This is a genomic window from Citrifermentans bremense R1, from assembly GCF_000426865.1.
Taxonomy (GTDB): Bacteria; Desulfobacterota; Desulfuromonadia; order Geobacterales; family Geobacteraceae; genus Geomonas; species Geomonas bremensis.
The window spans coordinates 99,378-125,963 of record NZ_AUGE01000001.1 but is presented as its reverse complement, the minus strand read 5'-3'; the positions used below and the strand labels follow the sequence as shown (position 1 = coordinate 125,963).

25 protein-coding genes are annotated in these 26,586 nt (G+C 55.0%); all 25 read left to right on the top strand.

Translation table 11 applies throughout. From position 1 onward, the window contains the following. Positions 1-26 precede the first annotated feature (26 nt). A complete protein-coding gene (locus K419_RS0100595) occupies positions 27-389 on the top strand; it encodes an STAS domain-containing protein (protein ID WP_026839844.1) in 363 nt (120 codons plus the stop codon). Beyond that, the gene (locus K419_RS0100590) at positions 389-754 is read left to right on the top strand and encodes a response regulator (RefSeq protein ID WP_012530027.1); all 366 of its coding nucleotides are present in this window, start codon (positions 389-391) and stop codon (positions 752-754) included. Before K419_RS0100595 ends, K419_RS0100590 begins: the two co-directional genes overlap by 1 nt. Continuing rightward, positions 751-2,838, top strand: coding sequence for a chemotaxis protein CheA (locus K419_RS0100585; RefSeq protein WP_026839843.1), 2,088 nt, complete (start codon positions 751-753; stop codon positions 2,836-2,838). Before K419_RS0100590 ends, K419_RS0100585 begins: the two co-directional genes overlap by 4 nt. 68 nt (positions 2,839-2,906) lie before the next feature. Next, a complete protein-coding gene (locus tag K419_RS0100580) occupies positions 2,907-3,785 on the top strand; it encodes a CheR family methyltransferase (RefSeq protein WP_026839842.1) in 879 nt (292 codons plus the stop codon). After that, complete coding sequence (locus tag K419_RS0100575) at positions 3,782-4,279, top strand: chemotaxis protein CheD (RefSeq protein ID WP_026839841.1); 498 nt, start codon at positions 3,782-3,784, stop codon at positions 4,277-4,279. The genes K419_RS0100580 and K419_RS0100575 overlap by 4 nt, the downstream gene beginning before the upstream one ends. Continuing rightward, a complete protein-coding gene (locus tag K419_RS0100570; RefSeq protein WP_026839840.1) occupies positions 4,280-5,350 on the top strand; it encodes a protein-glutamate methylesterase/protein-glutamine glutaminase in 1,071 nt (356 codons plus the stop codon). Positions 5,351-5,399: 49 nt separating this feature from the next. After that, positions 5,400-6,635: an EAL and HDOD domain-containing protein gene (locus K419_RS0100565; RefSeq protein ID WP_026839839.1), complete on the top strand. Its 1,236-nt coding sequence runs from the start codon at positions 5,400-5,402 to the stop codon at positions 6,633-6,635. Positions 6,636-6,832: 197 nt separating this feature from the next. Beyond that, the gene (gene kdsB, locus K419_RS0100560) at positions 6,833-7,588 is read left to right on the top strand and encodes a 3-deoxy-manno-octulosonate cytidylyltransferase (RefSeq protein WP_026839838.1); all 756 of its coding nucleotides are present in this window, start codon (positions 6,833-6,835) and stop codon (positions 7,586-7,588) included. Positions 7,589-7,862: 274 nt separating this feature from the next. Further along, entirely contained in the window at positions 7,863-9,464 is a 1,602-nt protein-coding gene (locus tag K419_RS0100555) for a CTP synthase (protein ID WP_026839837.1), read from the top strand. A gap of 314 nt (positions 9,465-9,778) precedes the next feature. Then, on the top strand, positions 9,779-10,600 hold the full coding sequence (kdsA, locus tag K419_RS0100550; RefSeq protein WP_026839836.1) for a 3-deoxy-8-phosphooctulonate synthase: 822 nt from the start codon (positions 9,779-9,781) through the stop codon (positions 10,598-10,600). A gap of 377 nt (positions 10,601-10,977) precedes the next feature. Then, entirely contained in the window at positions 10,978-11,433 is a 456-nt protein-coding gene (locus K419_RS0100545; RefSeq protein WP_198013082.1) for a DnaA ATPase domain-containing protein, read from the top strand. 140 nt (positions 11,434-11,573) lie between these two features. Next, complete coding sequence (locus tag K419_RS0100540) at positions 11,574-11,858, top strand: nucleotidyltransferase domain-containing protein (protein WP_026839834.1); 285 nt, start codon at positions 11,574-11,576, stop codon at positions 11,856-11,858. Further along, positions 11,855-12,301 (top strand): hypothetical protein, encoded by a 447-nt coding sequence (locus tag K419_RS0100535; RefSeq protein WP_026839833.1) that lies wholly within the window; start codon positions 11,855-11,857, stop codon positions 12,299-12,301. Before K419_RS0100540 ends, K419_RS0100535 begins: the two co-directional genes overlap by 4 nt. 152 nt (positions 12,302-12,453) lie before the next feature. Next, positions 12,454-13,422 (top strand): KpsF/GutQ family sugar-phosphate isomerase, encoded by a 969-nt coding sequence (locus tag K419_RS0100530; RefSeq protein ID WP_026839832.1) that lies wholly within the window; start codon positions 12,454-12,456, stop codon positions 13,420-13,422. Between the two features lie 198 nt (positions 13,423-13,620). Further along, the gene (locus K419_RS22675; RefSeq protein ID WP_051292813.1) at positions 13,621-14,028 is read left to right on the top strand and encodes a hypothetical protein; all 408 of its coding nucleotides are present in this window, start codon (positions 13,621-13,623) and stop codon (positions 14,026-14,028) included. A gap of 158 nt (positions 14,029-14,186) precedes the next feature. After that, complete coding sequence (locus K419_RS0100520; RefSeq protein WP_026839831.1) at positions 14,187-14,702, top strand: KdsC family phosphatase; 516 nt, start codon at positions 14,187-14,189, stop codon at positions 14,700-14,702. A 146-nt stretch (positions 14,703-14,848) separates the two neighbouring features. Next, positions 14,849-15,547, top strand: a complete 699-nt coding sequence (locus tag K419_RS22975; RefSeq protein ID WP_226377602.1) for an HI0074 family nucleotidyltransferase substrate-binding subunit — start codon at positions 14,849-14,851, stop codon at positions 15,545-15,547. Positions 15,548-16,315: 768 nt separating this feature from the next. Then, positions 16,316-19,186: an SLBB domain-containing protein gene (locus K419_RS0100510; protein ID WP_026839829.1), complete on the top strand. Its 2,871-nt coding sequence runs from the start codon at positions 16,316-16,318 to the stop codon at positions 19,184-19,186. Between the two features lie 53 nt (positions 19,187-19,239). Continuing rightward, complete coding sequence (rfbB, locus tag K419_RS0100505; protein ID WP_026839828.1) at positions 19,240-20,334, top strand: dTDP-glucose 4,6-dehydratase; 1,095 nt, start codon at positions 19,240-19,242, stop codon at positions 20,332-20,334. Further along, positions 20,331-21,206 carry a glucose-1-phosphate thymidylyltransferase RfbA gene (rfbA, locus tag K419_RS0100500; RefSeq protein WP_026839827.1) on the top strand — a complete coding sequence of 292 codons (876 nt, stop codon included), beginning with the start codon at positions 20,331-20,333 and terminating at the stop codon, positions 21,204-21,206. The genes rfbB and rfbA overlap by 4 nt, the downstream gene beginning before the upstream one ends. 39 nt (positions 21,207-21,245) lie before the next feature. Then, positions 21,246-21,794, top strand: coding sequence for a dTDP-4-dehydrorhamnose 3,5-epimerase (gene rfbC, locus K419_RS0100495; protein ID WP_026839826.1), 549 nt, complete (start codon positions 21,246-21,248; stop codon positions 21,792-21,794). Between the two features lie 221 nt (positions 21,795-22,015). After that, a complete protein-coding gene (locus K419_RS0100490; protein WP_226377601.1) occupies positions 22,016-23,170 on the top strand; it encodes a GumC family protein in 1,155 nt (384 codons plus the stop codon). A gap of 119 nt (positions 23,171-23,289) precedes the next feature. Next, positions 23,290-24,063: a glucose-1-phosphate cytidylyltransferase gene (gene rfbF, locus K419_RS0100485; protein ID WP_026839824.1), complete on the top strand. Its 774-nt coding sequence runs from the start codon at positions 23,290-23,292 to the stop codon at positions 24,061-24,063. Positions 24,064-24,136: 73 nt separating this feature from the next. Beyond that, a complete protein-coding gene (rfbG, locus tag K419_RS0100480; RefSeq protein WP_026839823.1) occupies positions 24,137-25,204 on the top strand; it encodes a CDP-glucose 4,6-dehydratase in 1,068 nt (355 codons plus the stop codon). A 41-nt stretch (positions 25,205-25,245) separates the two neighbouring features. Continuing rightward, positions 25,246-26,586 (top strand): lipopolysaccharide biosynthesis protein RfbH, encoded by a 1,341-nt coding sequence (gene rfbH / locus K419_RS0100475; RefSeq protein WP_026839822.1) that lies wholly within the window; start codon positions 25,246-25,248, stop codon positions 26,584-26,586.

Here is a 26,586-nt window from a genome sequence, read left to right as displayed (position 1 = left end):
AACTTTTCCAGCATAAAGGACGGTTTATGGACGAATTCAAGTTGGAGTGCAGGCAAGACCCAGAGTCGCGGGGAAAACAGATACTGAAAATCTCGGGAGGGGTGACCATCGGCGACGCCGGCGGTTTCCGCCAGGCGCTATTGGCGGCGCTTGAGGCGGCGAGCGAGCTGCAGTTGGATCTCTCCGAGATGACCGGGATAGACCTGACCGGGCTGCAGCTTCTCTGCGCGGCGCACCAAAGCGCCGTCCGGGGGGGGAAGTGGCTCCACATAACGGACGGAGGAAACTTGACCTTTCGCGAAATGGCTGCCGGAGCCGGTTTCTGCAGGCATACCGGGTGTGCGAGGGACACTTCTTATAGCTGCATCTGGGTAGGAGGAGAGCAATAATGGCCAAGGTAATAATGACGGCGGACGATTCCGCCAGCGTCAGGCAGATGGTGACCTTCACCCTTAAGCAGGGGGGATATGACGTGGTCGAGGCGGTGGACGGCAAGGACGCGCTGCAAAAGCTCTCCTCCACCAAGGTGGACATGCTGATCACGGACCTCAACATGCCCAACCTGGACGGGATCGGGCTCATCAAGGGGGCCCGCGCCCTTCCCAGCTGCAAGTTCATACCGATCGTGATGCTGACCACGGAGTCGCAGGACTCCAAGAAGCAGGAAGGAAAGGCGGCCGGCGCCACGGGATGGATCGTGAAACCCTTTAAGCCGGAACAGCTGATGGCGGTGGTGAAGAAGGTGCTCGGATGATAGACCAGCACCGGCAGGCATTCAAGGAAGAGGCGTACGAGCTCCTGGCTGAACTGGAGACCTCGCTTTTGGAGCTTGAGGAGCAGCCGGACGATGTCGACGTCATCGGCAGGGTTTTCCGCGCCATGCACACCATCAAGGGCTCGGGATCGATGTTCGGCTTTGACGACATCGCCGCTTTCACCCATGAGGTGGAGACCATCTTCGACATGGTCCGCAACGGGAAGCTTCAGGTGACCGGCCGCCTGGTCAACCTGACGCTCGCGGCGCGGGACCAGATCCGCGCCATGCTGGACGGGGCCGACGACGGGGGAGGGGGGGACCTTAAGGTCAGCGGGGAAATCATCATGGGACTGCGCGAGCTGGCCGGCTTCCAGCCGGCCGCAGCAGAGCCCCCCGAGGCTGCCGCGGCCGGCCGGAAGCCGGCCAATCTGGCCACCTATAGGATACGTTTCGCACCGTCCCGGGACATCTTCATCACCGGGACCAATCCGCTTACGCTGTTGCAGGAGCTAAAGGAGCTGGGGACCTGCTCGGTAGTGGCGCAGACCGGCGATTTCCCCTGCCTCGAGGAGATCGACCCCGAGGCCTGCTACGTCTATTGGGACCTGATAGTGACCACCGACCAGGGCGAGAACGCGATCAGGGACGTCTTCATCTTCGTCGAGGACGACTGCGAGTTGAGGATAGAGCAGGTGGCGGAGCATACCCAGTTCGAAGAGCCGCAGGACTACAAGAAGCTGGGGATGATCCTCTTGGAGCGCGGGGACATCACTACCAAAGAGATGGAGGAGATACTCGCCCAGCAGCATAGGTTCGGCGAACTGGCCGTGTCCAATGGGATCCTGGACCAGGGTAAGGTGCAGTCCGCCCTCGTGGAGCAGCGGCACGTCAAGGAGGTGCGCCAGGAGAAGCAGGCGACCGAAGCGGCCTCCAGCATCCGGGTCCCCGCCGAGCGCCTCGACCTTTTGGTAAACCTGGTCGGGGAGATGGTCACCGTGCAGGCGCGCCTCTCCCAGACGGCGGCGCAGCGGGAAGACGCGGAGCTTGTGGCCATAGCCGAGGAGGTGGAGCGCCTCACCGCGGAATTAAGGGACAGCGCGCTCAACATCCGGATGCTTCCCATCGGCAGTACCTTCAGCAAGTTCAAGCGCCTGGTGCGCGATCTCTCGGTCGAGCTCGGCAAGCAGATCGAGATGACCACCGAGGGGGGCGAGACCGAGCTGGACAAGACGGTGATCGAGAAGCTGAACGACCCGCTGGTGCACCTGATCCGCAACAGCATCGACCACGGCATCGAACTCCCCGAGGCGAGGGTTGCGGCAGGAAAGCCCGCCCACGGCACCGTGCACCTTGCCGCGGTCCATTCCGGCGACAGCGTCGTCATCACCATAGACGACGACGGCGCCGGGCTCGACAAGGAGGCCATCAGGGCCAAGGCGATCGAGAGGGGGATCATCCCCGCCACGGCGGAGCTCTCCGACAAGGAACTCTTCTCGCTCGTCTTCGCGCCGGGCTTCTCCACGGCGAAAAAGATCTCCTCCGTCTCCGGGCGCGGGGTGGGGATGGACGTGGTGAAGCGGGCCATCGAGCTCCTGCGGGGGAGCATCGACATCTCCAGCGTGCAAGGAAAGGGGACCCGCATCGCGGTGAAGATCCCCCTTACCCTGGCCATCATCGAGAGCCTCAGGGTTCAGATCGGGGAGGATTCCTTCATGCTGCCGCTGGCTCTCGTGGACGAGTGCGTGGAACTGACCCGCGAGGACGTGGAGCGCTCCCACGGCCGCAACCTGGCCCACGTGAGGGCGCAGCTGATCCCGTACATCCCGCTCAGGGAACACTTCAGGATCCAGGGGACCCCTCCGGAGATCCAGCAGATCGTCATCACCCAGGTGAACGGCACCCGGGTCGGCTTCGTGGTGGATCAGGTGATCGGGGAGCACCAGACGGTGATCAAGTCGCTGGGGCGCGCCTACAGGGATGTGGACGGCATTTCCGGCGCCACCATCCTAGGCGACGGATCCGTAGCGCTGATCCTGGACGTGCCGCAACTATTGCAGGCGGTGGAAGCCGGGCAGGCTTAACTGCGGTTCTGCTTCTAACTGCAGAACATAGAACGTTGAACGTTGAACAGCCTTTGAGGGAGTGATGAATGTTCGCATCGGGAGCGCTACGCATGGAAGAGCCTGGCCGCATCGACCACACCGCCGTCCTGTCGGCGCGTGATTTCGGCAGACTTAGCCGTTTCATCTACGACACCTGCGGCATCAAGATGCCCGACGTGAAAAAGACCATGCTGGAAGCGCGACTGCAAAAAAGGCTGAGGGCGCTCGGCATGCACAGCTTCGCCGATTACTGCGACTACCTCTTCTCCAGCGAGGGGCTGGAGAAGGAGCTGGTGCAGATGCTCGACATGGTCACCACCAACAAGACGGACTTCTTCCGCGAGCCCGACCATTTCAATTACCTCTCCCATACGGTCTTGCCTGATTGGGTGAGAAGGCATCCCGGCGCCACCCTGGCCATCTGGAGCGCCGGCTGCTCCTCCGGGGAGGAGCCCTATACGCTCGCCATGGTTCTCTCCGAGTTCGCCCACAATAATCCCGGGTTCGACTTCAGGATCCTCGCCACCGACATCTCCACGCGGGTCCTGGAGAAGGCGAAAAACGCCATCTACCAGGAGAGCCAGGTGGAGCCGGTCCCCTTCGAGCTCAAGAAGAAGTACCTGTTGAGGAGCAAGGACAGGAGCTCCGGCATGGTCCGGATCGTGCCGGAGCTGCGCGAGAAGGTGCGTTTTCGCAGGCTCAACTTCATGGACGAAGATTTCGGCATGCGGGAGCATTTGGACATCATCTTCTGCCGCAACGTCATCATCTATTTCGACCGCCCCACCCAGGAGAAGCTCTTGCAGCGCTTTCACCGGAACATGAAACCCGGGGCGTTCATCTTCATGGGGCACTCTGAGACGCTGAGCGGCTTGGACGTGCCGCTGGTGAGCGTGTACCCGACCGTGTACCGCAGGCAGAAATGAGCCGGCAGGTACAGAGCCTGCTTTTCCTCAAACCGGGGCAGATGCTGGTAAGCTCTGAACCGACTTTGGTCACCACGCTGCTAGGGTCCTGCATCGCGGTGACGCTTTTTTGCCAAAGGACCCGCTTCGGCGCCATCTGTCACGCGCAACTCCCCAGTTGCGGCAACCAGGCCGGCTGCAGCCACGAGGATCCCTCCCATGCGAAGTACGTCGATTGTGCCGTCATGATGCTGCTGAAGCGGCTCAAAGCGCATGGGGTCGCCGGCAAGGAACTGCAGGCCAAGGTGTTCGGGGGGGCCGACATGTTCGAGGGGAGCGTGCAACATCCGGGTGTGGGAAGCCAGAACGCGGAGATGGCGCTCCAGGTGCTGCAACGGGAGGCGATCAGGGTGGTGCGCCAGGACCTGGGGGGAGAGCGGGGAAGAAAGATCATCTTTCATACTGATACCGGAGAGGTGCTGTTACAACGGCTCGGAAAATCGGGGGTTTCATAGATGGCGAAGAAGAAGATAAAAGTGCTTATAGTGGACGATTCGGCGGTGGTGCGCCAGACCCTGTCGGATATCCTCTCCTCAGACCCCCAGATCGAGGTGATGTCGACGGCGGGTGATCCCTTCATCGCGGCGGAGCGCATCAGGCACGAGGTCCCCGACGTCATCACCCTCGACGTCGAGATGCCGCGCATGGACGGCATCACCTTCCTGCACAAGATCATGAGCCAGCATCCCATTCCGGTGGTGATGTGCTCAAGCCTCACCGAGATGGGGTCGGAGACCGCGTTAAAGGCGCTTGAGTACGGCGCGGTGGAGATCATCCAGAAGCCGCGCCTTGGGACCAAGACCTTCCTCGAGGAGTCCAGGGTGAGGATCTGCGACGTGGTGAAGGCTGCGAGCCAGGCGAGGGTCAGGAAGGTGTCGGCGGCCCCGCACCAGGTAGCCCCGAAGCTTTCCGCCGACGTCATCATGGAGAAGCCCAAGAGCCAGGCGATGATGCAGACCACGGAAAAAGTGGTCGTAATCGGCGCCTCCACCGGCGGCACCGAAGCGCTGCGCACCTTCCTGGAGTCGCTGCCGGCCGACTCTCCCGGCATCGTCATCGTGCAGCACATGCCGGAAGGTTTCACCCGCGCCTTCTCGCAGCGGCTGGACGGGCTTTGCCGGATCACGGTCAAGGAGGCGGAGAACAACGACACCGTAGTGCGAGGCCGGGCGCTGATCGCCGCGGGAAACCACCATCTCCTTTTGAAAAGAAGCGGCGCCCGCTACTACGTCGAGATCAAGGACGGGCCGCTGGTCTCGCGGCATCGCCCCTCCGTGGACGTGCTTTTCAGGTCCGCCGCGCGTTACGCCGGCAAGAACGCGGTCGGCGTCATCATGACGGGGATGGGGGACGACGGCGCGCACGGCATGCTGGAGATGAAGCAGGCCGGTGCCGTGAACATCGCCCAGGACGAGGCGAGCTGCATCGTCTTCGGCATGCCCAACGAGGCGATCAAGCTGGGGGGGGTCGACCTGGTGCGTCCCCTCGACGCCATCAGCCGCGAAGTCCTGAGGCTTTGCGCCTGAACGTTGAACGTCGAACGTCGAACGTTGTACAGCTTTTCCGGGGTTACTCATGAGCGAAGAAAAATTCTTTCTCGGACGACAGCCGATACTCGACCGGACCCAGAAGATCGTCGGCTTCGAGCTCTCGTTCCGTTCCGCGGAGAGCTTGCAGTCGGCGAACTTTCTCGACGTCCAGGTGGCGAGCGCCAGCGTCATCGTGGGAGCCCTGACCGAGTTCGGCATCCAGGACGTGCTGGGGAGGCATCGCGGCTTTTTCAACGTCACCCGCGAGATGCTGATGAGCGACGCGGTGGAACTTTTGCCCAAGGACCGCGTGGTGATCGAACTTCTGGAAACCATCGTGGCGGACCGGGAGGTGGTGGAGCGCTGCCGCACCCTCAAGTCGCTGGGCTTCACCCTGGCCCTCGACGACCACGTCTACTCCGCCGACTGCCACGAGATCTACGAGGCGATCGACATCGTCAAGGTCGACGTGCTGGAGACGCCGGCCGCGGCTCTTCCCGAGATGCTGGAGCGGCTCAATCCCTGGCCCTTCACCCTTTTGGCCGAGAAGGTGGAGACCGCCGAGCAGTACCGGTTCTGTTCGCAGCTGGGGTTCCATCTCTTCCAGGGGTACTACTTCGCCCGTCCCGTGGTGCTGCGGCAGAACAGGATCGACATCGCGAAGATCGCCATGCTGCGGCTGATGCAGCAGGTCATGGCCGACACGGAGCTGGAGGAGATCGAGGAGACCTTCAAGCAGAACCCCGGCCTCACCTACAACCTGCTCAGGCTGGTGAACTCCGTCGCCATCGGCCTCAGGGTGCGCATCAAGACCCTGCGCCACGCCCTCATGGTGCTCGGGATGGAGCAGTTGAAGCGCTGGATCACCCTGGCCCTTTACGCCAGCAACGACTCAAACGGCGTGCACAGCCCGCTTCTGGAGATGGCCGCCACGCGCGGCAAGCTGATGGAACAGCTGGTGCTCGCCCTTAAAGGGCGCGCCGGGAGGGAGCTTGCCGACCAGGCCTTCATGGTCGGGATACTCTCGCTCATCGACGTACTCTTCGACGACTCCATGAACGAGCTGGTGGGGAAACTGAATCTGGTGGAGAACGTAAAGTCGGCCCTCCTATCACGCGAAGGCGAACTGGGGGGGCTACTGTTACTGGCCCAGAGGCTGGAAGAGGCTGATTTCGAAGGGGTGAACGAACAACTGGAAGAAAGCGGCCTCGATCTGGATCAGCTTCTTTCCTGCCAGTTAGAGACCATCGCCTGGTCGGACAGCCTCTCCGCATCTCTCTAATTTCACTCCTTGACACAACCCTTTCTTTTGATGTAACTTGTTTCGTCCCGCCAGACAAGGGACGGAGCCGGCAGTTCAGGCTGCGCTCCGCCGGCTAAAGCCGCAGCAAAAAGCCAGCCATACCAATTCACCAAACCACAACCGCAACCAGGACTTCACGCCGGCAGTTCCGGACGGAGTCCTTATTGAGACGCCAAATGAAAATAACCGCGGTAATACCCGCCAGGTATGCTTCTACGCGTTTTGAGGGGAAGGCCTTGGCGGACATCATGGGACGCCCCATGGTGCAGCATGTTTACGAGCGCGCAGCGAAGGCGACCCTTGTCTCCGAGGTGATAGTGGCGACCGACGACGAGCGGATAGCCGCCGCCGTGCGCGCCTTCGGCGGCAGGGTCGAGATGACCTCGCCGACCCACGAGACCGGTACCGACCGCCTGGCCGAGGTGGCCGCCAAGATCGATGCGGACATCATCGTGAACGTCCAGGGGGACGAGCCGCTGATAGATCCCGCCATGATCGACGAGGCGATCCGGCCGCTTTTGGACGATCCGTCCATCCCGATGGCCACCTTGAAGTGCAGGATCAAGACGCTGCACGACTTTCTTTCCCCGAACGTGGTCAAGGTCGTTTCCGACCCCACGGGGAACGTGCTCTACTTCTCGCGTTCGCCGCTCCCCTTTTTCAGGGACAAGTGGAACGATTTGAAAGACGACGCCTTCGTCTGCGGCAAGCTTCTCTGCTACAAGCACGTAGGTCTCTACGTCTACCGCAGGGAGTTCCTCCCCGTGTTCGCAGGGCTAAAGCCCACCTACCTCGAGCTCGCCGAGAAACTCGAGCAGTTGCGGGTTCTGGAAAACGGCTATCGCATCAAGATCGTCGAGACCGAGTTCGAGTCCATAGGCGTAGACACCCCGGCTGACCTGGACAAGGTGCTGGAAAGGCTGAAAGGCTAAAAGACAGATAAAGATAAAGATAGAGATAGAGATAAAGATAAAGATAAAGATAAAGATAAAGATAAAGAAAAAGAAAAAAGATAAAGATTAAGGAAAGTATTTAGACAAAGATAAAGATTGAAATTAAGATTTAGAAGAAAGATTTAGATAAATATTAAGATTGAGATTGAGAACGACCGGAAGCGGTCTGCCCGAGGTTTTAGCTTCTACTTTATCTTTATCTTTATCTTTATCTGTTTTGTTCATCTTTATCTGTTTTTTGGAGGTTTTTTCAGTGAAGACAAAATTCATCTTTGTTACCGGCGGCGTTGTCTCCTCGATCGGCAAGGGACTCGCCGCCGCTTCTTTGGGCGCTCTTCTTGAGGCTAGGGGGCTTCGGGTCACCATCCAGAAGCTGGATCCGTACATAAACGTCGATCCCGGGACCATGTCCCCCTTCCAGCACGGCGAGGTCTTCGTCACCGACGACGGCGCAGAGACCGACCTCGACCTCGGGCACTACGAGCGCTACACCTCCGGCAAGCTCTCCAAAAAGAGCAACTTCACCACCGGCCAGGTCTACTTCTCGGTCATCGAGAAGGAGCGCCGCGGCGACTACCTGGGGGGGACGGTGCAGGTCATCCCGCACATCACCGACCAGATCAAGCTGAACATCCTGGAAAACGCCAAGGGCTCCGACATCGCCATCGTCGAGATCGGCGGCACCGTGGGCGACATCGAGTCGCTTCCTTTCCTTGAGGCGATCCGCCAGCTAAAGAGCGACCGCGGCCCCGGCAACGTCCTCTACCTGCACGTGACGCTGGTCCCCTACATCAAGACGGCCGGCGAATTGAAGACCAAGCCGACCCAGCACTCGGTCAAGGAGCTGCGCGAGATCGGCATCCAGCCCGATATCCTCCTTTGCCGCTGCGAGCAGGACGTCCCCCAGGACATGAAGGCTAAGATCGCGCTTTTCTGCAACGTGGAAGAGAAGGCGGTCATCACCTCCCAGGACGCCGAGCACATCTACGCGGTGCCGATGGCGCTGAACCATCAGGGGCTGGACGACCAGGTGGTGGAAAAACTCAACATCTGGACCAAGGCTCCGGACCTCTCCCACTGGCAGCAGGTGGTGTCCAAGCTCACCAACCCCGGCTCCGGCGAGGTGCGCATAGCGGTGGTCGGCAAGTACGTCGACCTCAAGGAATCCTACAAGTCGCTTTCCGAGGCGCTCACCCACGGCGGCATCGCCAACGACTGCCGCGTCAAGCTGGTCTACCTCGATTCCGAGAAGATAGAGGAGGAAGGGGCCGAGAACTCCTTGGCCGGCGTCGACGGCATCCTGGTGCCGGGCGGTTTCGGCGAGCGCGGCACCGAAGGTAAGATCAAGGCGATCGAATACGCCCGCGTCAACAAGGTCCCCTTCTTCGGGATCTGCCTCGGCATGCAGATGGCAGCCGTCGAGTACGCCCGCAACGTCTGCAAGCTTCCCGAAGCGTTCTCCAGCGAATTCAAGCCGGACTGCGAGAGCCCGGTGATCCACCTGATGGAAGAGCAAAAGGGAGTGGAGAACAAAGGGGGGACCATGAGGCTCGGCGCCTATCCCTGCTCCCTCACCAAGGGGACCTTCGCCCAGAAGGCCTACGGCGCCACCGAGATCTCCGAGCGCCACCGCCACCGCTACGAGTTCAACAACCTTTTCCGCGCTTGCCTTGAGGAGAAGGGGATGGTCATCTCGGGGGTCTACAAGGAAGGGAACCTGGTGGAAATCATCGAACTCCCCGACCACCCGTGGTTCTTGGGGTGCCAGTTCCACCCCGAGTTCAAGTCCAAGCCGTTGAACCCGCACCCGCTCTTCAAGGCCTTCATCGGGGCCACCAAGGCGAAGAGAGGCTAACCGCGGGGTCACGCAAAGCCGCAACCTGAAGCGACCCGTGTCACGCAAAGCCGCAAAGACGCAAAGAAAGGCTAAAGCAAAAACGTTTTACAGGGATACAGGGGATACGGCAGAACCTTACATGTAAAGAGGGTTGAACCATAAGCCTTTGGTTTTATCCCTTTTATCCCCTTCATCCCTGTAAGTAGGTTTTAACGGTTTTCTTAGCGTTCTTGGCGTCTTTGCGTGTAGATAGAATTTTCGTGTTTTTGTTTTTGGGTTTAAGTCGAACGTTGAACTTTGAACGTTGAACGTTGATTTACAGGAGAGGTCTCATGACTAAGGAAATCACCGTAGGTGGAGTGAAGATTGGCGGGGGGAGGCCGCTGGCGCTGGTGGCCGGGCCTTGCGTGATAGAAAACGAAACCGCCACGCTGCGCTGCGCCGAGAGGCTGATGAGCATCTGCAACGGCGTGGGGATCTCGCTGATCTTCAAGGCCTCCTACGACAAGGCCAACCGTACTTCGGTCACCGCATTCCGCGGCCCCGGGATGAAGGAGGGGCTCAGGATCCTCGCCAAGGTGAAAGAGGCGCTCGGCGTCCCGGTCCTTTCCGACATCCACTCCATCGAGCAGGTCGAGCCCGCGGCCGAAGTCCTGGACGTGCTGCAGATCCCCGCCTTTCTCTGCCGCCAGACCGACCTCCTGGTCGCAGCCGGCAAAACCGGGAAGGTGATCAACGTCAAAAAGGGGCAGTTCCTGGCCCCCTGGGACATGAAGAACGTGGTCGGCAAGATCAGCTCCTGCGGCAACGATAACATCATCCTCACCGAGCGCGGCGCGAGCTTCGGTTACAACAACCTCGTAGTCGACATGAGGAGCTTCCCGATCATGCGCTCCACCGGTTATCCGGTCATCTTCGATGCCACCCACAGCGTGCAGCTCCCGGGAGGGGAGGGGACCTCTTCCGGCGGACAGCGCGAGTACGTCGAGTTCCTCTCCCGCGCGGCTGTAGCTGCCGGGGTGGACGGCATCTTCATGGAAGTGCACGAGGAGCCGGAGCAGGCCCTTTGCGACGGGCCGAACTCGGTGCGCCTGGACGACATGCCGGCGCTTTTGAAGAAGCTCAAAGCAATCGACGCCATAGTCAACCAGTAACAAAACCGACTCACGCAAAGACGCAAAGACGCAAAGAAAGGCAAAACAAAGGCTTAGGATCGATCAGAGCTTTTGTTTTGCCTTTTGGGTCTCAGCTGTAGTATTTTGAGCGACCGTTTCACGCCAAGCCGCAAAGGCGCTAAGGCTAAAACCTTTAACAGGGATAAAGGGGATGCAGGGGATAACTGCAGAACCTGAAGCAACCCGTTTCACGCCAAGCCGCAAAGACGCTAAGAACGGATACTGCTGAAAGTTGGTTTTATCCCTTTTATCCCCTCCATCCCTGTAATTTGGTTTGAAAAGGTTTTTCTTTGCGGTCTTTGCGTCTTTGCGTGAGGCAAAAACGTTTAACAGGGATAAAGGGAATGCAGGGGAGCATGGTTGCCAACAATTTCGTCTATCTTTTTGGCCCGACAGGCACCGGAAAAACTCGTTTGCTGAAGCGATACCATGACTGCACGCGCAGGCAGCCTGGCATCAAGACAAGGCGCCTGTGTGTCCACCAATTCTCCTCCGAGTTGATGCAGGCTGTCACTACATCGGCAATGCAACATTTCAGGCTCAGGTACCTCTCCTTGGATGTACTGATGGTTGACAACGCATGGTTACTTTTGAAACGCCCCCACCTAAGGCAGGAGCTGTTTTCTTTATTCCTGGCAATGACAAAGAAGGGCAAGTTCGTGGTGCTGGCAGGCGATATAGCTCCGGAAAAACTATTTGCCGGCGTGGAAATAAACCCGGGGATATTGCCGGCGCCCTGGTTTTTCGACGTTGCGTCTCAACACGCCATGAACGAATTCAATATTCCGCGTCTTGGAGGGGGCGGGATATGAACGGTCCGGATGCGGAGCACAGAGGACACTGAGGTTCACGAAGGGCACAGAGAAAGGCGAAGTAAAGACTTTTTTCTCTGAGACCGCCGTGTACACCTCTGTGTTAATGCTTTCTTGCGTGAGGCTAGTGGTGTTCAATTATGAGACTGAAGCGGGAAGAAATAAACGCCATCAAGTCCACCATCCATAACCTGGACCAGGAGGCGGCCGTGTTCCTTTTCGGCTCCAGAGTGGACGATTCAAAAAAAGGCGGCGACATCGATCTGTTGGTCCTGTCCCGCAGGCTTTCCGGTGGTGATGTCAAAAGAGCAATTAAAGCCGAACTCTACCGACTGATTGGCGAGCAGAAGATAGACATCTTGCTCGCTGCTGACGATTCCGATCCTTTCGTGAAATTGGCATTGAAGACAGGGGTGAAGCTTTGACTGGTCAGCTACAACTCATATTGCAGAAGGAACTGAAGCTGCTCGCTGACGCGACTGAAGTGCTGGCGTATTCCTATAATAAGTGCAGTAGGATAGGCATTAAATCCTGCTACGAGCCTGAGGAGTTGGAAAGCTTCGAGTCGTTCACCGGCCGGTTTGCCCGTCTGAGCGATATCCTGGTTCAGAAGGTGTTCAGGCTGATCGATGAGCTCGATCTCGATACCCAAGGGACCATCAGGGACAGGATTAACAGGGCTGAAAAGAAAGAACTGATCGGCAGCAGTGACAGATTTGTCGAAATTCGAATGGTTAGAAACGACATTGCCCACGAGTATGTACCTGAAGCCATCCAGGAAATCTTCGTCAAGGTACTAGAACTTACCCCGGCCCTTTTAGATGCCGTGGAACGAGTGGAAAGGTACTGTCATAAATACAAACCGTAGTGCATGCCACGCCAAGCCGCAAAGGCGCTAAGAACGGATACTGCTGAAAGTTGGTTTTATCCCCTTCATCCCCTTCATCCCTGTAAGTGGTTTTAAAGGTTTTCTTTGCGGTCTTTGCGTCTTTGCGTGAGGCCGCCTTTAAGGAGTTGAAATTGATAATAGAAGAAGCGAAGAGGGTGATACGGGTCGAGGCTGAGGCTCTTTTGAACCTTGAGGCGTCGATCAACGGAGCGTTCGAACAAGCGGTGCAGATGATCCTGAACAGCGAGACCGGCCGCGTCGTCGTGACCGGCATGGGCAAGTCCGGGCTCATCGGCCAGAAGATCGCCTCCACCATGGCTTCGACGGGGACTCCCGCGTTTTTCCTGCACCCGGCGGAAGGGATCCACGGCGACCTCGGCATGATCATGAAGGGCGACGTCGTCATCGCCATCTCCAACTCCGGCGAGACCGACGAGGTGGTGAAAATCCTCCCCATCATCAAGCGGCTGGGTGCATCGCTCATCGCCATGGCCGGCAACCCCGCCTCCACCCTCGCCAAGAGCGGCGACATCTTTCTCGACATATCGGTAAAGGAAGAGGCGTGCCCGCTCGGGCTTGCCCCCACGGCATCGACGACCGTCACCCTCGCCATGGGGGATGCCATCGCGGTGGCGCTTTTGGTCAGCCGCGGCTTCAAGGCCGAAGACTTCGCCATGTTCCACCCCGGCGGCGCGCTGGGGCGCAGGCTCCTATTGAGGGTCCAGGACATCATGCATTCCGGTGAGGCGCTCCCCCTGGTCAACGAAAAGACCCTGATGCGGGAGGCGCTTTTCACCATCACCTCCAAAGGTCTCGGCATCACCGGCGTCACCTCCGACGACGGCGCCCTCATCGGGGTAATCACCGACGGCGATCTGCGGCGTGCGCTCGGCAAGGGGCTCGACATCCTCAACCTCCCTGCCGCGGAGCTGATGAAAGCCGGCGCCAAGCGGATCAATCGCGAGGAACTTGCGGCGCGGGCCCTGCAGCAGATGGAGCAGTACTCCATCACCTCGCTCTTTGTCTTCGACGATGACAAGGCCAAGGCCCCGGTAGGTATCGTCCATCTGCACGACCTCCTGAAGGCCGGCATAGCGTAAACCCGCGTCACGCAAAGCCGCAAAGGCGCAAAGAAAGGCTAAACCGTCTTTGGTTTTATGCCCTTCATTCCTGTAGATAGATTTTAAAGATTTCCTTTGCGGTCTTAGCGTCTTTGCGTGAGACATTGGGTAGATTGGTTCTAAAGGTTTTCTTTGCGGTCTTTGCGTCTTTGCGTGAGGACATTAAAGGAGGTTCTCATGGAAGAGCAAGACCGGCAGTTCATAGAAGCCCTTTTTGCCAGACAAGGAGAGCACTTCCAGCGAGAGCTGCGAGCCACCTCGGAGCACTTCAAGCAAGAGTTGCGAGCCACCTCGGAGCACTTCCAGCAAGAGCTGCGACGCAACTCTGATCAATTCCAGCAGGCGTTGGCTGCGACCACTGAAGAGTTCAAACAGCATGTAACGTTAGTCGTGGAAGTAGGCGACCACAAGGTGAGCATAATAGCCGAGGGGCACCATGCCATCGATTCGGACAGAGTTGTCAGCACACAAAGCCGACACCGACGCGCACCATGGTCTGTACAGGGTGAAGGAAAATGCTTAATCCCCTTCATCCCTGAAGCGAACCGTTTCACGCCAAGCCGCAAAGGCGCAAAGAAAGGCTAAACCGTCTTTGGTTTTATGCCCTTCATTCCTGTAGATAGATTTTAAAGATTTCCTTTGCGGTCTTAGCGTCTTTGCGTGAGACATTGGGTAGATTGGTTCTAAAGGTTTTCTTTGCGGTCTTCGCGTCTTTGCGTGAGGTGGTTCTAAGTGAGGTGTTTATGGAAGAAAGACTGAAAAAGATCAAGCTCCTGATTCTCGATGTCGACGGCGTGATGACCGACGGCCGCATCATCTTCGATTCCAACGGGGTGGAGAGCAAGTTCTTCAACGTGAAGGACGGCCACGGCATCAAGATGCTGCAGCGCTCCGGCATCGAGGTGGGGATCATCTCCGGCCGCGAATCCCAGGTGGTCTACAACCGCGCCGTCGAACTCGGCATCGGGCAGGTCTACCAGAAGTCGCTCGACAAGCTGGTCCCTTACCGCCAGATGCTGGAGGCAACGGGGCTTACCGACGACCAGGTCGCCTTCATGGGGGACGACGTCATCGACATCCCGCTGTTGAAAAGGGTGGGATTTGCCGCCGCCCCTGCGGACGCCGTCTGCGAGGTCTTCGAGTTCGCTCAGTTTGTCGCCAAGAACAGGGGAGGGTGGGGAGCCGTGCGCGAAGTCTGCGACCTCATCCTCAAGGCCCAGGGGAGTTGGGAGACCGTCACGTCCAGGTACTACGTGTAGAAGCCGCAAAGCAACCCGTGTCACGCCAAGCCGCAAAGACCCAAAGAAAGGCTAAAGCTCCATCCCTGTAAATCGATTCAAAAGATTTTCTTTGCGCTCTTTGCGTCTTTGCGTGAGATGGATTTGCATTTTATATGGAGGCAATGATGGACACTGAAAGTCTAATAAGCGAAGTCAGAGACCTCATTCTCCGGCATGCGAAACCCGACCGGATCTGGTTGTACGGAAGCCGGGCGACCGGTGAGGCCACAGATACCAGCGACATCGATGTCGCTTTTGAAGATAAAGATTTTAAAGAGCCGTGGTTGATTGAGGACGATCTCAAAAAGCTCCCGACTCTGCTCAAGATAGACGTCAAGAACATTGCCCATACGGAAGAGCGTTTTCGCCAACGCGTACTTTCGACGGGCAGGGTTTTGTACAGCGCCGGGAAAAAGCTGCGATGCGAAGACGGTATCTATAATTACGGCCGCGCCCTGGAGCGGTTTCGCGAGGCACTCGAGCGTAAAGAGGCCCTGGAACAGGAAGGATTTGGCGATATCTTCCTCGATCTTGCTGTCAAGCGTTTTGAGTTCACCTACGAGATGTCGTGGAAGGCAATCAGGCGTTTCCTCGATTATATCGGCATTGAGGCGAAGTATCCTCGTGCCTGCTTCAAGGAGGCGTACGCAATTGGCTTGCTGAGCAAGGAGTCGGTATGGCTGGACATGATAGAGCAGCGTAACCTGACGAGTCACGTTTATAGTCAGGAAGAGCTGAGAGGCATATTGCTTCGTCTTGATGAATTCCTGAGCGCGTTCCAGGAACTGCTGTCGCGGCTTAAAGAAACGGCGGCAAAAGATTAAGCAGGGATAAAGCGGATACAGGGGATACTGCGGAACCTGAAGCAACCCATGTCACGCCAAGCCGCAAAGACGCAAAGAACGGCTTTGGTTTTATCCCTTTTATCCCCTTCATCCCTGTAAATAGGTTTAAATGTTTTCTTTGCGTTCTTTGCGTCTTTGCGTGAGGCGGTTTGTTTTTCTTTGTGTCAAAATTCAGTCTTCGTTGTCTTTTTGACACTGTCACATGCCAATAAACACAGTAATTCTCCCTTCAATTGTTCTTAATACCGAACTGCGTCTGTACAGACGAAACCCTCCTTCATTAGTTCTTCACCCGTGCTGTAATCCCTAAGTCTTTGCCTATGAAAAGGAATTGAGCTCCGTCCCGCGCAGGCCCTGCGGCTGCCGGCGCTTTATCCGCTGCACGCCCCAGAAGTGGCACGAAATCTGCTCTGAATGGTTTAACAGACGCGGACGACGCGGCTGTGTCGATTCTGTGAAAACCCGCCAGCAGCGGCTCTCTCGTCCTTTTTTCAGTTTACATCATACGGCATAAGTGCTATAGACTAAAGCCCTGATAATTAATTCGGGCTTTTAAATTGCTCTGCAGTTACAGCTATTTTTCCAGGCTGCACGGCTTGAGCAGACTGCACTTCACCCTGTTCGGAAAAGCGTTAGGATACGTGCACATTTCATTTACATTAGAAGTTTAACGTGATATATCGGGTTCTGCGGAAAGCCTGTCAATGAACGTCTGAGTCATCTCATGAAGTAGGGGTACGCATAAGCATGAAGAAAATCCTGCTGTTCGCTGTTTTGCTCGCCTTCCTCTCCAACGCTATAGCATTCCCCGCCTCTCAATCCGAGGCTCAATATTCATCGTCTGGAACTTCCGCCAACGCTGGTAACAAAGAAAACGGCTCCATCTTCGGCGCCTCGGATTATTTCAAGCTGCCGGACCCCGAAGATGAGTCTGACACCATCTCCCAACCCCAGATGGACAAGGGGGAGAGAGGTTCGCGGCGCCAGCGCACCCGCGATGAGGATGTCGATAACTCACGGTTCGATGATCGCCAGGAAGAAAGCACGGATGAGATTTCCAGCGACGACACCTACGACAATTCCTACGATAACTCTTTCGACAACTCCGCTGATAGCTACTCAGACAGCTCCTCAGACAGCTCCTATGACAGGTCATACGATAGCTCCTACGATAGCTCCTACGAGAAACGTTATGAAAAGCCGTTCAACGTCAACGACGGTGAGGCGCTCAAGGAAGACAAAGAGCCTAAGAAGGACAAGGACGGCAAGGAGCTAAACGAAGAGAAGAAGCGCTCCGACACAAAGACCGGCAAGGAGCGTGTGAAACTGAGCAAGGTCGCTAGAAAAACCCGCCCGGGGCAGCGCAAGGCGAAGGGGTTGTCCACCCTGGAACGCGCCATGAGTGAAAACCCGGTGACGGCTGACAAGGCGAAGCCTGAGCCCTATGGCAATAAACAGCTGATCCAGTTCGGCTACAACTTCTTCAAATCCAAGGAAGATCCCTTCGTCTCGCAGACAGACGTTCCGGTCGGCCCCGATTACATCATCGGTGCGGGCGACCGTCTTATACTGACCGTATGGGGAAGCCTGAACGGCACCTACAAGCTCGACGTTAGCCGCAGCGGAGATATCGTCATCCCCAAAGTGGGCGCTGTTAAAGTCGGCGGACAGAGCTACGGCCAGCTTCCTGCGCTGCTCAAAAACCACATCGCTCGCATCTACAAAGACTTCGAATTGAACGTCAACATGGGGCAGCTCAGGCTGGTCAAGGTTTACGTGGTGGGCGAAGTTGCCTCTCCCGGCGACTACAACATAAGCTCCCTTTCCACCCTTATCGGTGCCCTTTCCGCCGCCGGCGGCCCCACCAAGAACGGCAGTCTCAGGAACATCCAGATCAACAGGAACGGCAAGCTCCTCGAAACGGTGGACCTCTACGACTTCTTCCTCAAAGGGGACAAGGGGAAAGACATCCGGCTGCAGCCGGGCGACACCGTCCTCGTCCCGGTGATAGGGAAGGTAGCGGGGGTCGCAGGTAACGTGCGCCGCCCTGGCATCTACGAGTTGAAGGGGCAAACGACGCTGAAGGATCTGCTGGCGCTCGCCGGGGGGATCAACTCCATCGGCTACCTGCAGCGGGTCCAGTTGTACCGGGTCCAGGCGCATGACAAGAAGGTCGTCACCGACGTCGACCTCGATGTAAACGGCAAGACATCCGAAGATATCACCGCTGCAGTCCCGGTACAGGACCTCGATCTGGTCAAGGTCCTCTCCATCGACCGGGTGCTGCGCGGTTACGTGCGCCTGGAAGGGCATGTGGTCCGGCCGGGAGATTATGCCCTGAAGCCGGGGATGAAGATCAGCTCCTTAGTGCAGAAGGACAGCCTGCTCCCCGAGTACCACGCGGCGACAGGCCAGATCATCAGGCTTTTCCCCCCCGACCTGCACCCTGAGGTGGTCCCGTTCGACCTCTCTCGTGCCATGGCTGGTGAGCCGGGGAAGGACCTGGAACTCAAGGAATTTGACCGGGTGAAGGTTTTCTCCAAGCGCGAAATGGAGGAGGTCCCCGTAGTCAAGGTGAGCGGAGAAGTTCAGCGTCCCGGACCCGTCCGCTACATGGAGAATATGACGGTGCGCGACCTGTTGACGCAGGCCGGCAACGTGAAGCTCTCCGCCTACCTGAAGAACGCCGAGATCACCAGGATCAAGCGCTCCGGCGATGCTGTCACCTCGTTCACCATCACCGTGGATCTGGAAAAGGCCATGGCAGGCGGCGAAGAGAACATCAAGCTGTCTCCTTTCGACGAGCTGACCGTACGGCGCATACCCAACTGGGCCGAGGCGAAGGAGCGCTACGTAACGCTCAAGGGCGAGTTCGTCTTCCCCGGCACCTATCCCATCTCCAAGGGCGAGCGGCTCAGCTCCGTCATCGCACGAGCAGGCGGCTTCACCGATCGCGCCTACCTCAAGGGGACCCGCTTCACCCGGGAAAGCGCCAGGAAGCTGCAGCAGCAGCGCATGGACGAGTCGCTGGCTAAGGCGCAGGAAAACATCATCAAGCTGCAGACCAACATGTCGCAGACAGCCTCGTCCGCCGAGGAAGTGGCCAGCTCAAAGACTACCCTCGAAGGGCTGATGCAGAGCGTAGAAATCCTGAAGCAGAAGAAGGCCGAAGGGCGGGTTCTGATAGAGATAGCTTCGCTCAAGGAGCTTGAGGGGAGCACTTACGACGTCGAGTTGCAAGGCGGGGACCAACTGAGCATCCCCAGCGATCCCGGCGGTATCAACGTGATCGGCGACGTCTACAACCAGAACACCATCGTGGCCCAGCACGGGCGCAGCGTCGAATGGTACTTGAAACAGGTAGGCGGCGCGACCGCGGATGCGGACACCAGTGGTATTTATGTGGTGAAGGTGGACGGTTCGGTCACAAGCCAGGCCAACTCATCAAACTTCCTCTGGTACAACTCCTTCTGGGGCAAGCCTCTTGATTCGGGGGATACAATCATCGTGCCGAGGCAATACGAGAAGACTGCCTGGCTTAGGAATATCAAGGACATCGCGCAGATCATTGGTAATATAGCCGTCACTGCTGGCGTTATACTCGCGGCAGGCAACTAGCAAATCCCACAAATCTATGTGGCAAATTTTAAGGCGTATTTCGTAGAGGTGTCATGAAAAATATTCTGATTACTGGTGGGTGCGGTTTTATCGGATCTAATTTTATCCGGCTTGCCTTGCAGAAAATTCCCGCGTGCAACATCATTAATTTGGATAAGTTGACCTATGCTGGAAACTTGCAAAACCTTGCTGACATAGAGAGTGACGGTCGTTACAAGTTTGTCAAAGGAGACGTTTGCAACAGTTCATTGGTAACAAAAGTCTTTGCTGAAGATTGCATTGATACTGTGGTTCACTTCGCCGCTGAATCCCACGTGGACCGGAGCATCGAAGGCCCAGCCGCATTCGTCCAGACCAACATCATTGGCACGTTCACGCTACTGGAAGCTGCTCGCAAGGCGTGGCTTGTAAACAAGCAGTCACCGCCAAATCAGCGTTTCATTCATGTCAGTACAGATGAAGTTTACGGCTCTCTCGGAGAGACCGGCTATTTTACTGAAACTACGTCTTATGATCCGAGGTCTCCTTATTCTGCGAGCAAGGCATCTTCCGACCATCTAGTCAACGCCTATTACCATACCTATGGTCTGCCGACAATGATCACCAACTGCTCTAATAACTATGGTCCTTACCACTTCCCGGAGAAACTGATTCCTTTGATCATAAGCAATGCAATCAATGGCCGCGATCTTCCACTCTATGGCGATGGCAGCAATGTCAGGGACTGGCTTTATGTTATTGACCACTGTTCCGCCATTCTCGCTGTGCTGGAGGGGGGCAGGCTTGGTGAGACTTACAACGTCGGCGGTAACAGTGAAAAGCGCAACCTCGAAGTGGTGGAGACCGTCTGCGACATCCTTGACACAACGGCTCCGCCGCTGGCAAACGGGTTGCCTAGACGTTCACTTATACGTTTTGTGAAGGATCGTCCCGGGCACGATCAACGCTACGCCATTGATGCCGCTAAAATTCGGAATGAACTTGGCTGGAGCCCTTCTGTTTCCTTTGAAGATGGCATTCGCCGAACCATTGAATGGTATCTCGCCAATCCGGACTGGGTTCAAGGTGTCTGCGACGGTAGCTACCAGAACTACTACAAGTCCATGTACGGTGAGCGCCTCCCTGCCCAAAGTGAGGTGCGGGCATGAGCGGCATTAAAAAAGGCATTGTCTTGGCGGGAGGATTTGGGAGCAGGCTTTATCCTCTGACACTTGTTGCCAGTAAACAGTTACAGCCCGTTTATGACAAGCCGATGATCTATTACCCGCTTGCTACTTTGATGATGGCAGGTATCGATGACATACTGATCATCTCAACTCCACACGACACCCCGCGTTTTGAGTCACTTCTTGGTGATGGTAGCCGCTGGGGAATTTCCATATCCTACAAAGTACAACTTGAACCTAAGGGGATTGCCCAAGCCTTTCTTGTCGGTGAGGATTTTATTGCGGAGGATCCAGTTTGCCTAGTCTTGGGCGATAACATCTTCTATGGGAAAATCGGGCTCGACAAGATGGTTCAGGAATTCGACAGCGGTGCTGTTGTCTTTGGCTATCCTGTGACAGATCCGGAACGTTACGGTGTAGTTGAGTTCGGCACTGACGGAAAGGTCTACAGTATAGAAGAAAAGCCGGTGCAGCCGAAGTCATCATATGCTGTCCCCGGGCTTTATCTCTATGACGGCAGCGTTGTGGATATTACCCGCTCAACGAAGCCCTCTGCCAGGGGGGAACTTGAGATTACAGATGTGAACCTGGAGTACCTGCGCCGCGGTGAACTGCGGGTGGAAACCTTGGGTCGCGGCATCGCTTGGCTGGATACCGGAACTCATACGAGCCTTTTGGAGGCGAGTCATTTCATAGGCACCCTTGAAGCAAGGCAGGGGTTGAAGATCGCTTGTCTTGAGGAAATCGCCTTCAGGAGGGGATTCATTGACGAAGCTGGGCTTCGCCAGGTTATTTTAGACACTCCGAAGTCTCCGTATCGGGAGTATCTGGAGCGAGTATTGATAGGCATGTAATTTAGAAGGCTTAGCTAAATTTAACACCTAGGATTTTAAATGAATATAGTTCCAACTGAAATTCCCGATGTTCTTATCATTGAACCGAAAGTGTTTGGAGATGACAGGGGTTTCTTCCTTGAGAGCTTCAATCAGAAATTGTGGGAAGAAAAGACAGGACTTAACACCATCTTCGTTCAAGACAACCATTCCCGCTCCGGCAGAAACGTCCTTCGTGGACTGCACTACCAGATTCAACATCCTCAGGGAAAGCTTGTCCGGGTAACAGCCGGAGAGGTTTTTGATGTGGCCGTCGATATGCGGAAGAATTCACCCACCTTTGGTAAATCCGTCAGTGTAGTGCTTTCCGCAGAAAATAAACGCCAACTGTGGGTGCCTGAAGGTTTTGCTCACGGCTTTCTCGTAACCTCGGATGTAGCAGAATTTCTCTATAAAACAACTGATTATTGGTATCCAGAGTTCGAAAGATGTATTGTGTGGAATGACCACGATTTAAGCATTAACTGGTCGCTTTTGGGTGAACCTATTTTAGCAAAGAAGGATGCTGAGGGCCAGGCGTTCTGTAGCGCGGAGTTGTTTGGTAGCTGAAACTTATGCTGAGAGCAAGTCAAAAGTACCGTCCATACAGAAATGGAGCCATTTTAACTCTGTGTAGGTGTCAGCATTGAACGCGCTTAAAGAACAAGCATATTTTCCGTGCGCGGTTCATCGCTTAACATGCGCGACATGTGATAATTAATTGAAGTTGGTTAGCGTTTGCCTTTTGTCTTGAGAGCGTCTTAAAGGGAAATATGAATACAGAAAATGAGATGGAAGAACAAGAGATCAACCTGCTAGAACTTGTGCATGTGCTCGTGAAGCGCAAGATGCTGATTTTTAAGATATGCACTGTCGGCATAGTCGCGTCTGTTGTTTACAGCTTGAACCTTCCCAACATTTACTCTGCAACAGCAAAGATTCTTCCGCCTCAGAAAGAGGCGGGTGGTGGGCTCTCCGCTTTGCTTGGACAGGCTGGGGGGCTGGCAGGCATAGCTACCGGCGGCCTTGGAGGGGGGAGTGATCTCTATCTAGGCATCCTGAAAAGCCGTTCCGTCGCAGATGCAGTGATCCATCGGCTGGACTTAACCAGAATTTATCAAGCAGATAACATGGAAGCTGCCAGGAGAAGCCTTGATGGTGCTATCAAAGTGCAGGCAGGTAAGGACGGAATAATCTCGATCACCGCTGAAAATAAAGACCCAAACCTGTCAGCCCAGTTGGCTAACGCTTTCGTAGACGAGTTGGGTAAAACCACTATTAGGCTTAATTTGTCAAAGGCCGGAACCGAGCGGATTTTTCTGGAAAAGCGTCTTGAGTTAGTGAAAAAAGATCTTGTCAAGGCCGAAAACGAAGTGAAATATTTTTCTCAGCGTAACAGAATTGTCCAAGTTGATTCTCAGGCGAAGGCTTCAATAGAAGCCATAGCGCGCCTTAAGGCCGACCTCGCGAGTAAAGAAATGCAGCTTGCAGTTTTGAGTAGCAGGCAGACTGAGCATAGCCCAGACGTGAAGGCGATCCAAAATGGTATCAGAAGTTTAAAAACAGAACTGAGCGTGCTTTCTGGAAAAGGCGGCGTGGGCGAGGGTATCCCTTCCATTGGAAATATGCCAGGTGTAGGTCTAGAATACTCACGTAAACTGCGGGAACTTAAAACGCAGGAGGCCATTTTCGAACAGTTGACTAAGCAGTACGAAATTGCGAAGTTGACTGAGGCAAAAGACTCTTCTTCCTTTCAGATTCTTGATGAAGCCGTAATTCCTGTGAACAAAAGCAAACCTAAACGTTCCATTATAGTAATTTTATCGACCGTAGCTGCCTTTTTTGTCTCAATATTTACAGTCTTCGTGCAAGAATACTTGTCTAGAATTCCTGATTCTGATAGAACAATAATTGAGAATATTAAACGTTCTGCAAGGAACTTTTAGTAGTCAGATACAATAAATCATTTGTGATTTTGTGTGGACTTTCATAACCCGATCATAACTGTCTGCTGGTATCATACGTTAACGTATTGCAAGTTCATGCTGTTATAGAGAGGAGACCAATGAAAATAGTTATCCTTGCTGGTGGTTTTGGTACCCGCATAAGTGAAGAGTCTCACTTGAAGCCGAAGCCCATGATCGAGATTGGTGAAAGACCCATTCTTTGGCATATTATGAAGACATACTCGAGTTATGGCTTTACTGATTTCATAATTTGTCTAGGCTACAAAGGATATTGTATTAAAGAGTACTTTGCTCACTATTTTCTCCATGAATCTGACGTTACCTTCGATTTCAAAAACGACAACGAGAGGCTGATTCATCACCATTCTGCAGAGCCTTGGAGCGTTACTCTTGTCAACACGGGGCTTGAGACAATGACCGGTGGAAGGGTGAAAAGGATCCAACAGTATGTGGGCAATCAGTCTTTTATGCTAACTTACGGCGACGGAGTTTCAGATGTCAACATCAAAGATTTAGTCTCTTATCACCGAGCCCACGGTAAGTTGGCAACTGTTACCTCCATTCAGCCTTCAGGCCGTTTCGGTGCCCTTGATCTAGCTGCCGGAAATGCAGTAACCGGTTTTCAAGAGAAGCCAAAAGGGGACGGCGCCTGGATCAATGCAGGTTTTTTCGTACTTCAACCTGAAATATTTGATTATATAGCTGGAGATGAAACTTTACTTGAGAAGGAACCGCTGGAAAACCTGGCGAAAGATGGCGAACTCGTGGCATATAAGCACCCTGGTTTTTGGCAGCCCATGGATACATTACGGGATAAAAATCATTTAGAAGATCTCTGGAAAAGCGGCAAGGCCCCTTGGAAAAATTGGTAGGTTCGCCTGTCATGTAGAGACGTTAATTCTTGTATAATTGGGTAGAAATATGTGCAATGTTTTGATGCAACCATTGAACTACAAGTTTTTTGCCGGCAAGAGGATTTTTGTCACTGGCCACACTGGATTTAAAGGCTCTTGGCTGTGCATGTGGCTTCATCTGGCTAGTGCCGAAGTGACCGGCTATGCCCTGGATCCGCCCACTGATCCTAGCCTTTACAACTTATGCAAGGTTGGCGAACTTGTCAACTCGGTCGTAGGCGATGTAAGAGACAGCCAGAAACTTGCCGCAGCCATTTCTGCCGCCTCGCCGGATATTGTTATTCATATGGCTGCACAACCGCTTGTGCGAGACTCCTATAACATCCCTGTCGAGACATATGCAACAAACGTCATGGGGACGGTTAACCTGCTGGAGGCGGTACGGAACTGCAGCACAGTAAAGGCAGTGGTCAACGTCACCACCGACAAATGCTACGAGAACAGGGAGTGGGCTTGGGGCTATCGTGAAAATGAGCCTATGGGTGGGTATGACCCATATTCCAGCAGTAAAGGCTGTGCAGAACTTGTAACCGCGGCTTATCGGAACTCCTTCTTCAATCCCAAGCAATATGAGAAGCACGGTGTTGCGATCGCAACAGCACGCGCAGGCAATGTCATCGGCGGCGGCGACTGGGCGGCGGAAAGGCTTATTCCGGATTGTGTCTGTGCCCTTTTGAAAGGGAACGACATCGTGATCAGGAATCCCCACGCAATCCGCCCTTGGCAACATGTGCTTGAGCCGCTGTCGGGCTATCTTCTCTTGGCGCAGAATCTTTATCAACATGGATCGCACTACGCTTCAGGATGGAATTTTGGACCGGGTGAGGATGATGCCCGTCCAGTCGAATGGATCGTCCAGAAAATGTGCGCGGCGTGGGGGAATGGTGCTGCATATAAATTAGACGGTGGCGTACACCCTCACGAAGCGCATTATCTCAAACTTGACTGCTCCAAGGCCAGAGGGGAGTTAGGGTGGCAACCGAAATGGAACCTCCAGACAGCAATTGACCGGATTATAGATTGGACCCTTGCCTATAGGGACAAACGCCCAATGCGTGAGGTCTGTTTAGCTCAGATCCAAGATTATATTTGTAGTTAATCTTTCTACTTTTTATTACTGATATGCAAGAGGAGCTGTTAGTGGAAGATAACAACGGGCAGGATAAAATATTGCGGGAGCAGGCAATCGCTGCTGCTATAAAATATTACGACTTTAAGCACAAAATCAGCAAGGCATTCACCCCCGGTGACCGCATCCCCTACGCCGGTCGCATATTTGATGAGAAGGAAGTCGCAGCCCTAGTCGATTCGTCACTTGATTTCTGGCTGACAACCGGTCGCTACGCAGAAAGGTTTGAGAGCGAATTTGCGCAGTTCCTGGGGGTGCAGCATTGTTCCCTCACAAATTCTGGTTCCTCAGCCAATCTTCTTGCATTCATGGCCCTCACATCGCCAAAATTGGGGGAGCGACGAATCCAAAAGGGGGACGAAGTTATCACGGTTGCCGCAGGCTTCCCAACAACGGTCGCTCCCGTAATACAGTTCGGCGCAATACCGGTTTTCGTCGATGTCTCTTTTCCCACCTACAATATCGACTGCTCCCAGTTAGAATATGCCCTCTCGGAAAAAACCAAGGCGGTCATGGTTGCCCACACGCTTGGCAATCCTTTTGACATAGCTGCGGTCAAATCATTCTGTGATCGCCATAGATTATGGCTAATAGAGGACAACTGCGATGCGCTTGGTTCAAAGTATCTCTACAAAGGCGAGTGGCGCTACACAGGTACCATAGGTGACATCGGCACCTCCAGCTTCTATCCTCCCCACCACATGACAATGGGGGAAGGTGGAGCCGTTTATACCGATGACATGATGTTGAAGCGCCTGGTGGAATCGTTCCGCGATTGGGGGCGTGACTGCTGGTGTCCATCGGGTAAAGACGGTACCTGCAGCAACCGCTTTGGCCAGCAATTCGGGGAACTACCTTTCGGGTATGACCACAAATATGTCTACTCGCATTTCGGCTACAACCTCAAAGTGACTGACATGCAAGCCGCCATTGGTTGCGCCCAAATGGGAAAACTTCCGAGTTTTATAGAGGCCCGAAGGAACAACTGGAAACTCTTACGTGATGGACTGGCCGGAATGGAAGATCGTTTCATCCTCCCAGAGCCTACTGAGAACTCAGAACCTTCTTGGTTTGGCTTTCTGCTAACTGTACGGGAAGGCTTTGGATTCACCCGTGAGCGTATGGTAGATCGCCTGGAAAAGAAGGGGATTCAGACTCGGATGCTCTTCGCAGGCAACCTGATTAAGCACCCATGCTTTGACGAGATGAGGACGACTGGTAGCGGGTACAGAGTCATTGGTGATTTGGAAACTACCAACCGCATCATGCGCGACACCTTCTGGGTTGGGGTCTACCCTGGAATGACTGCTGAAATGGCAGGGTATATGGTCGATGTTATGAGGAATTTTTGA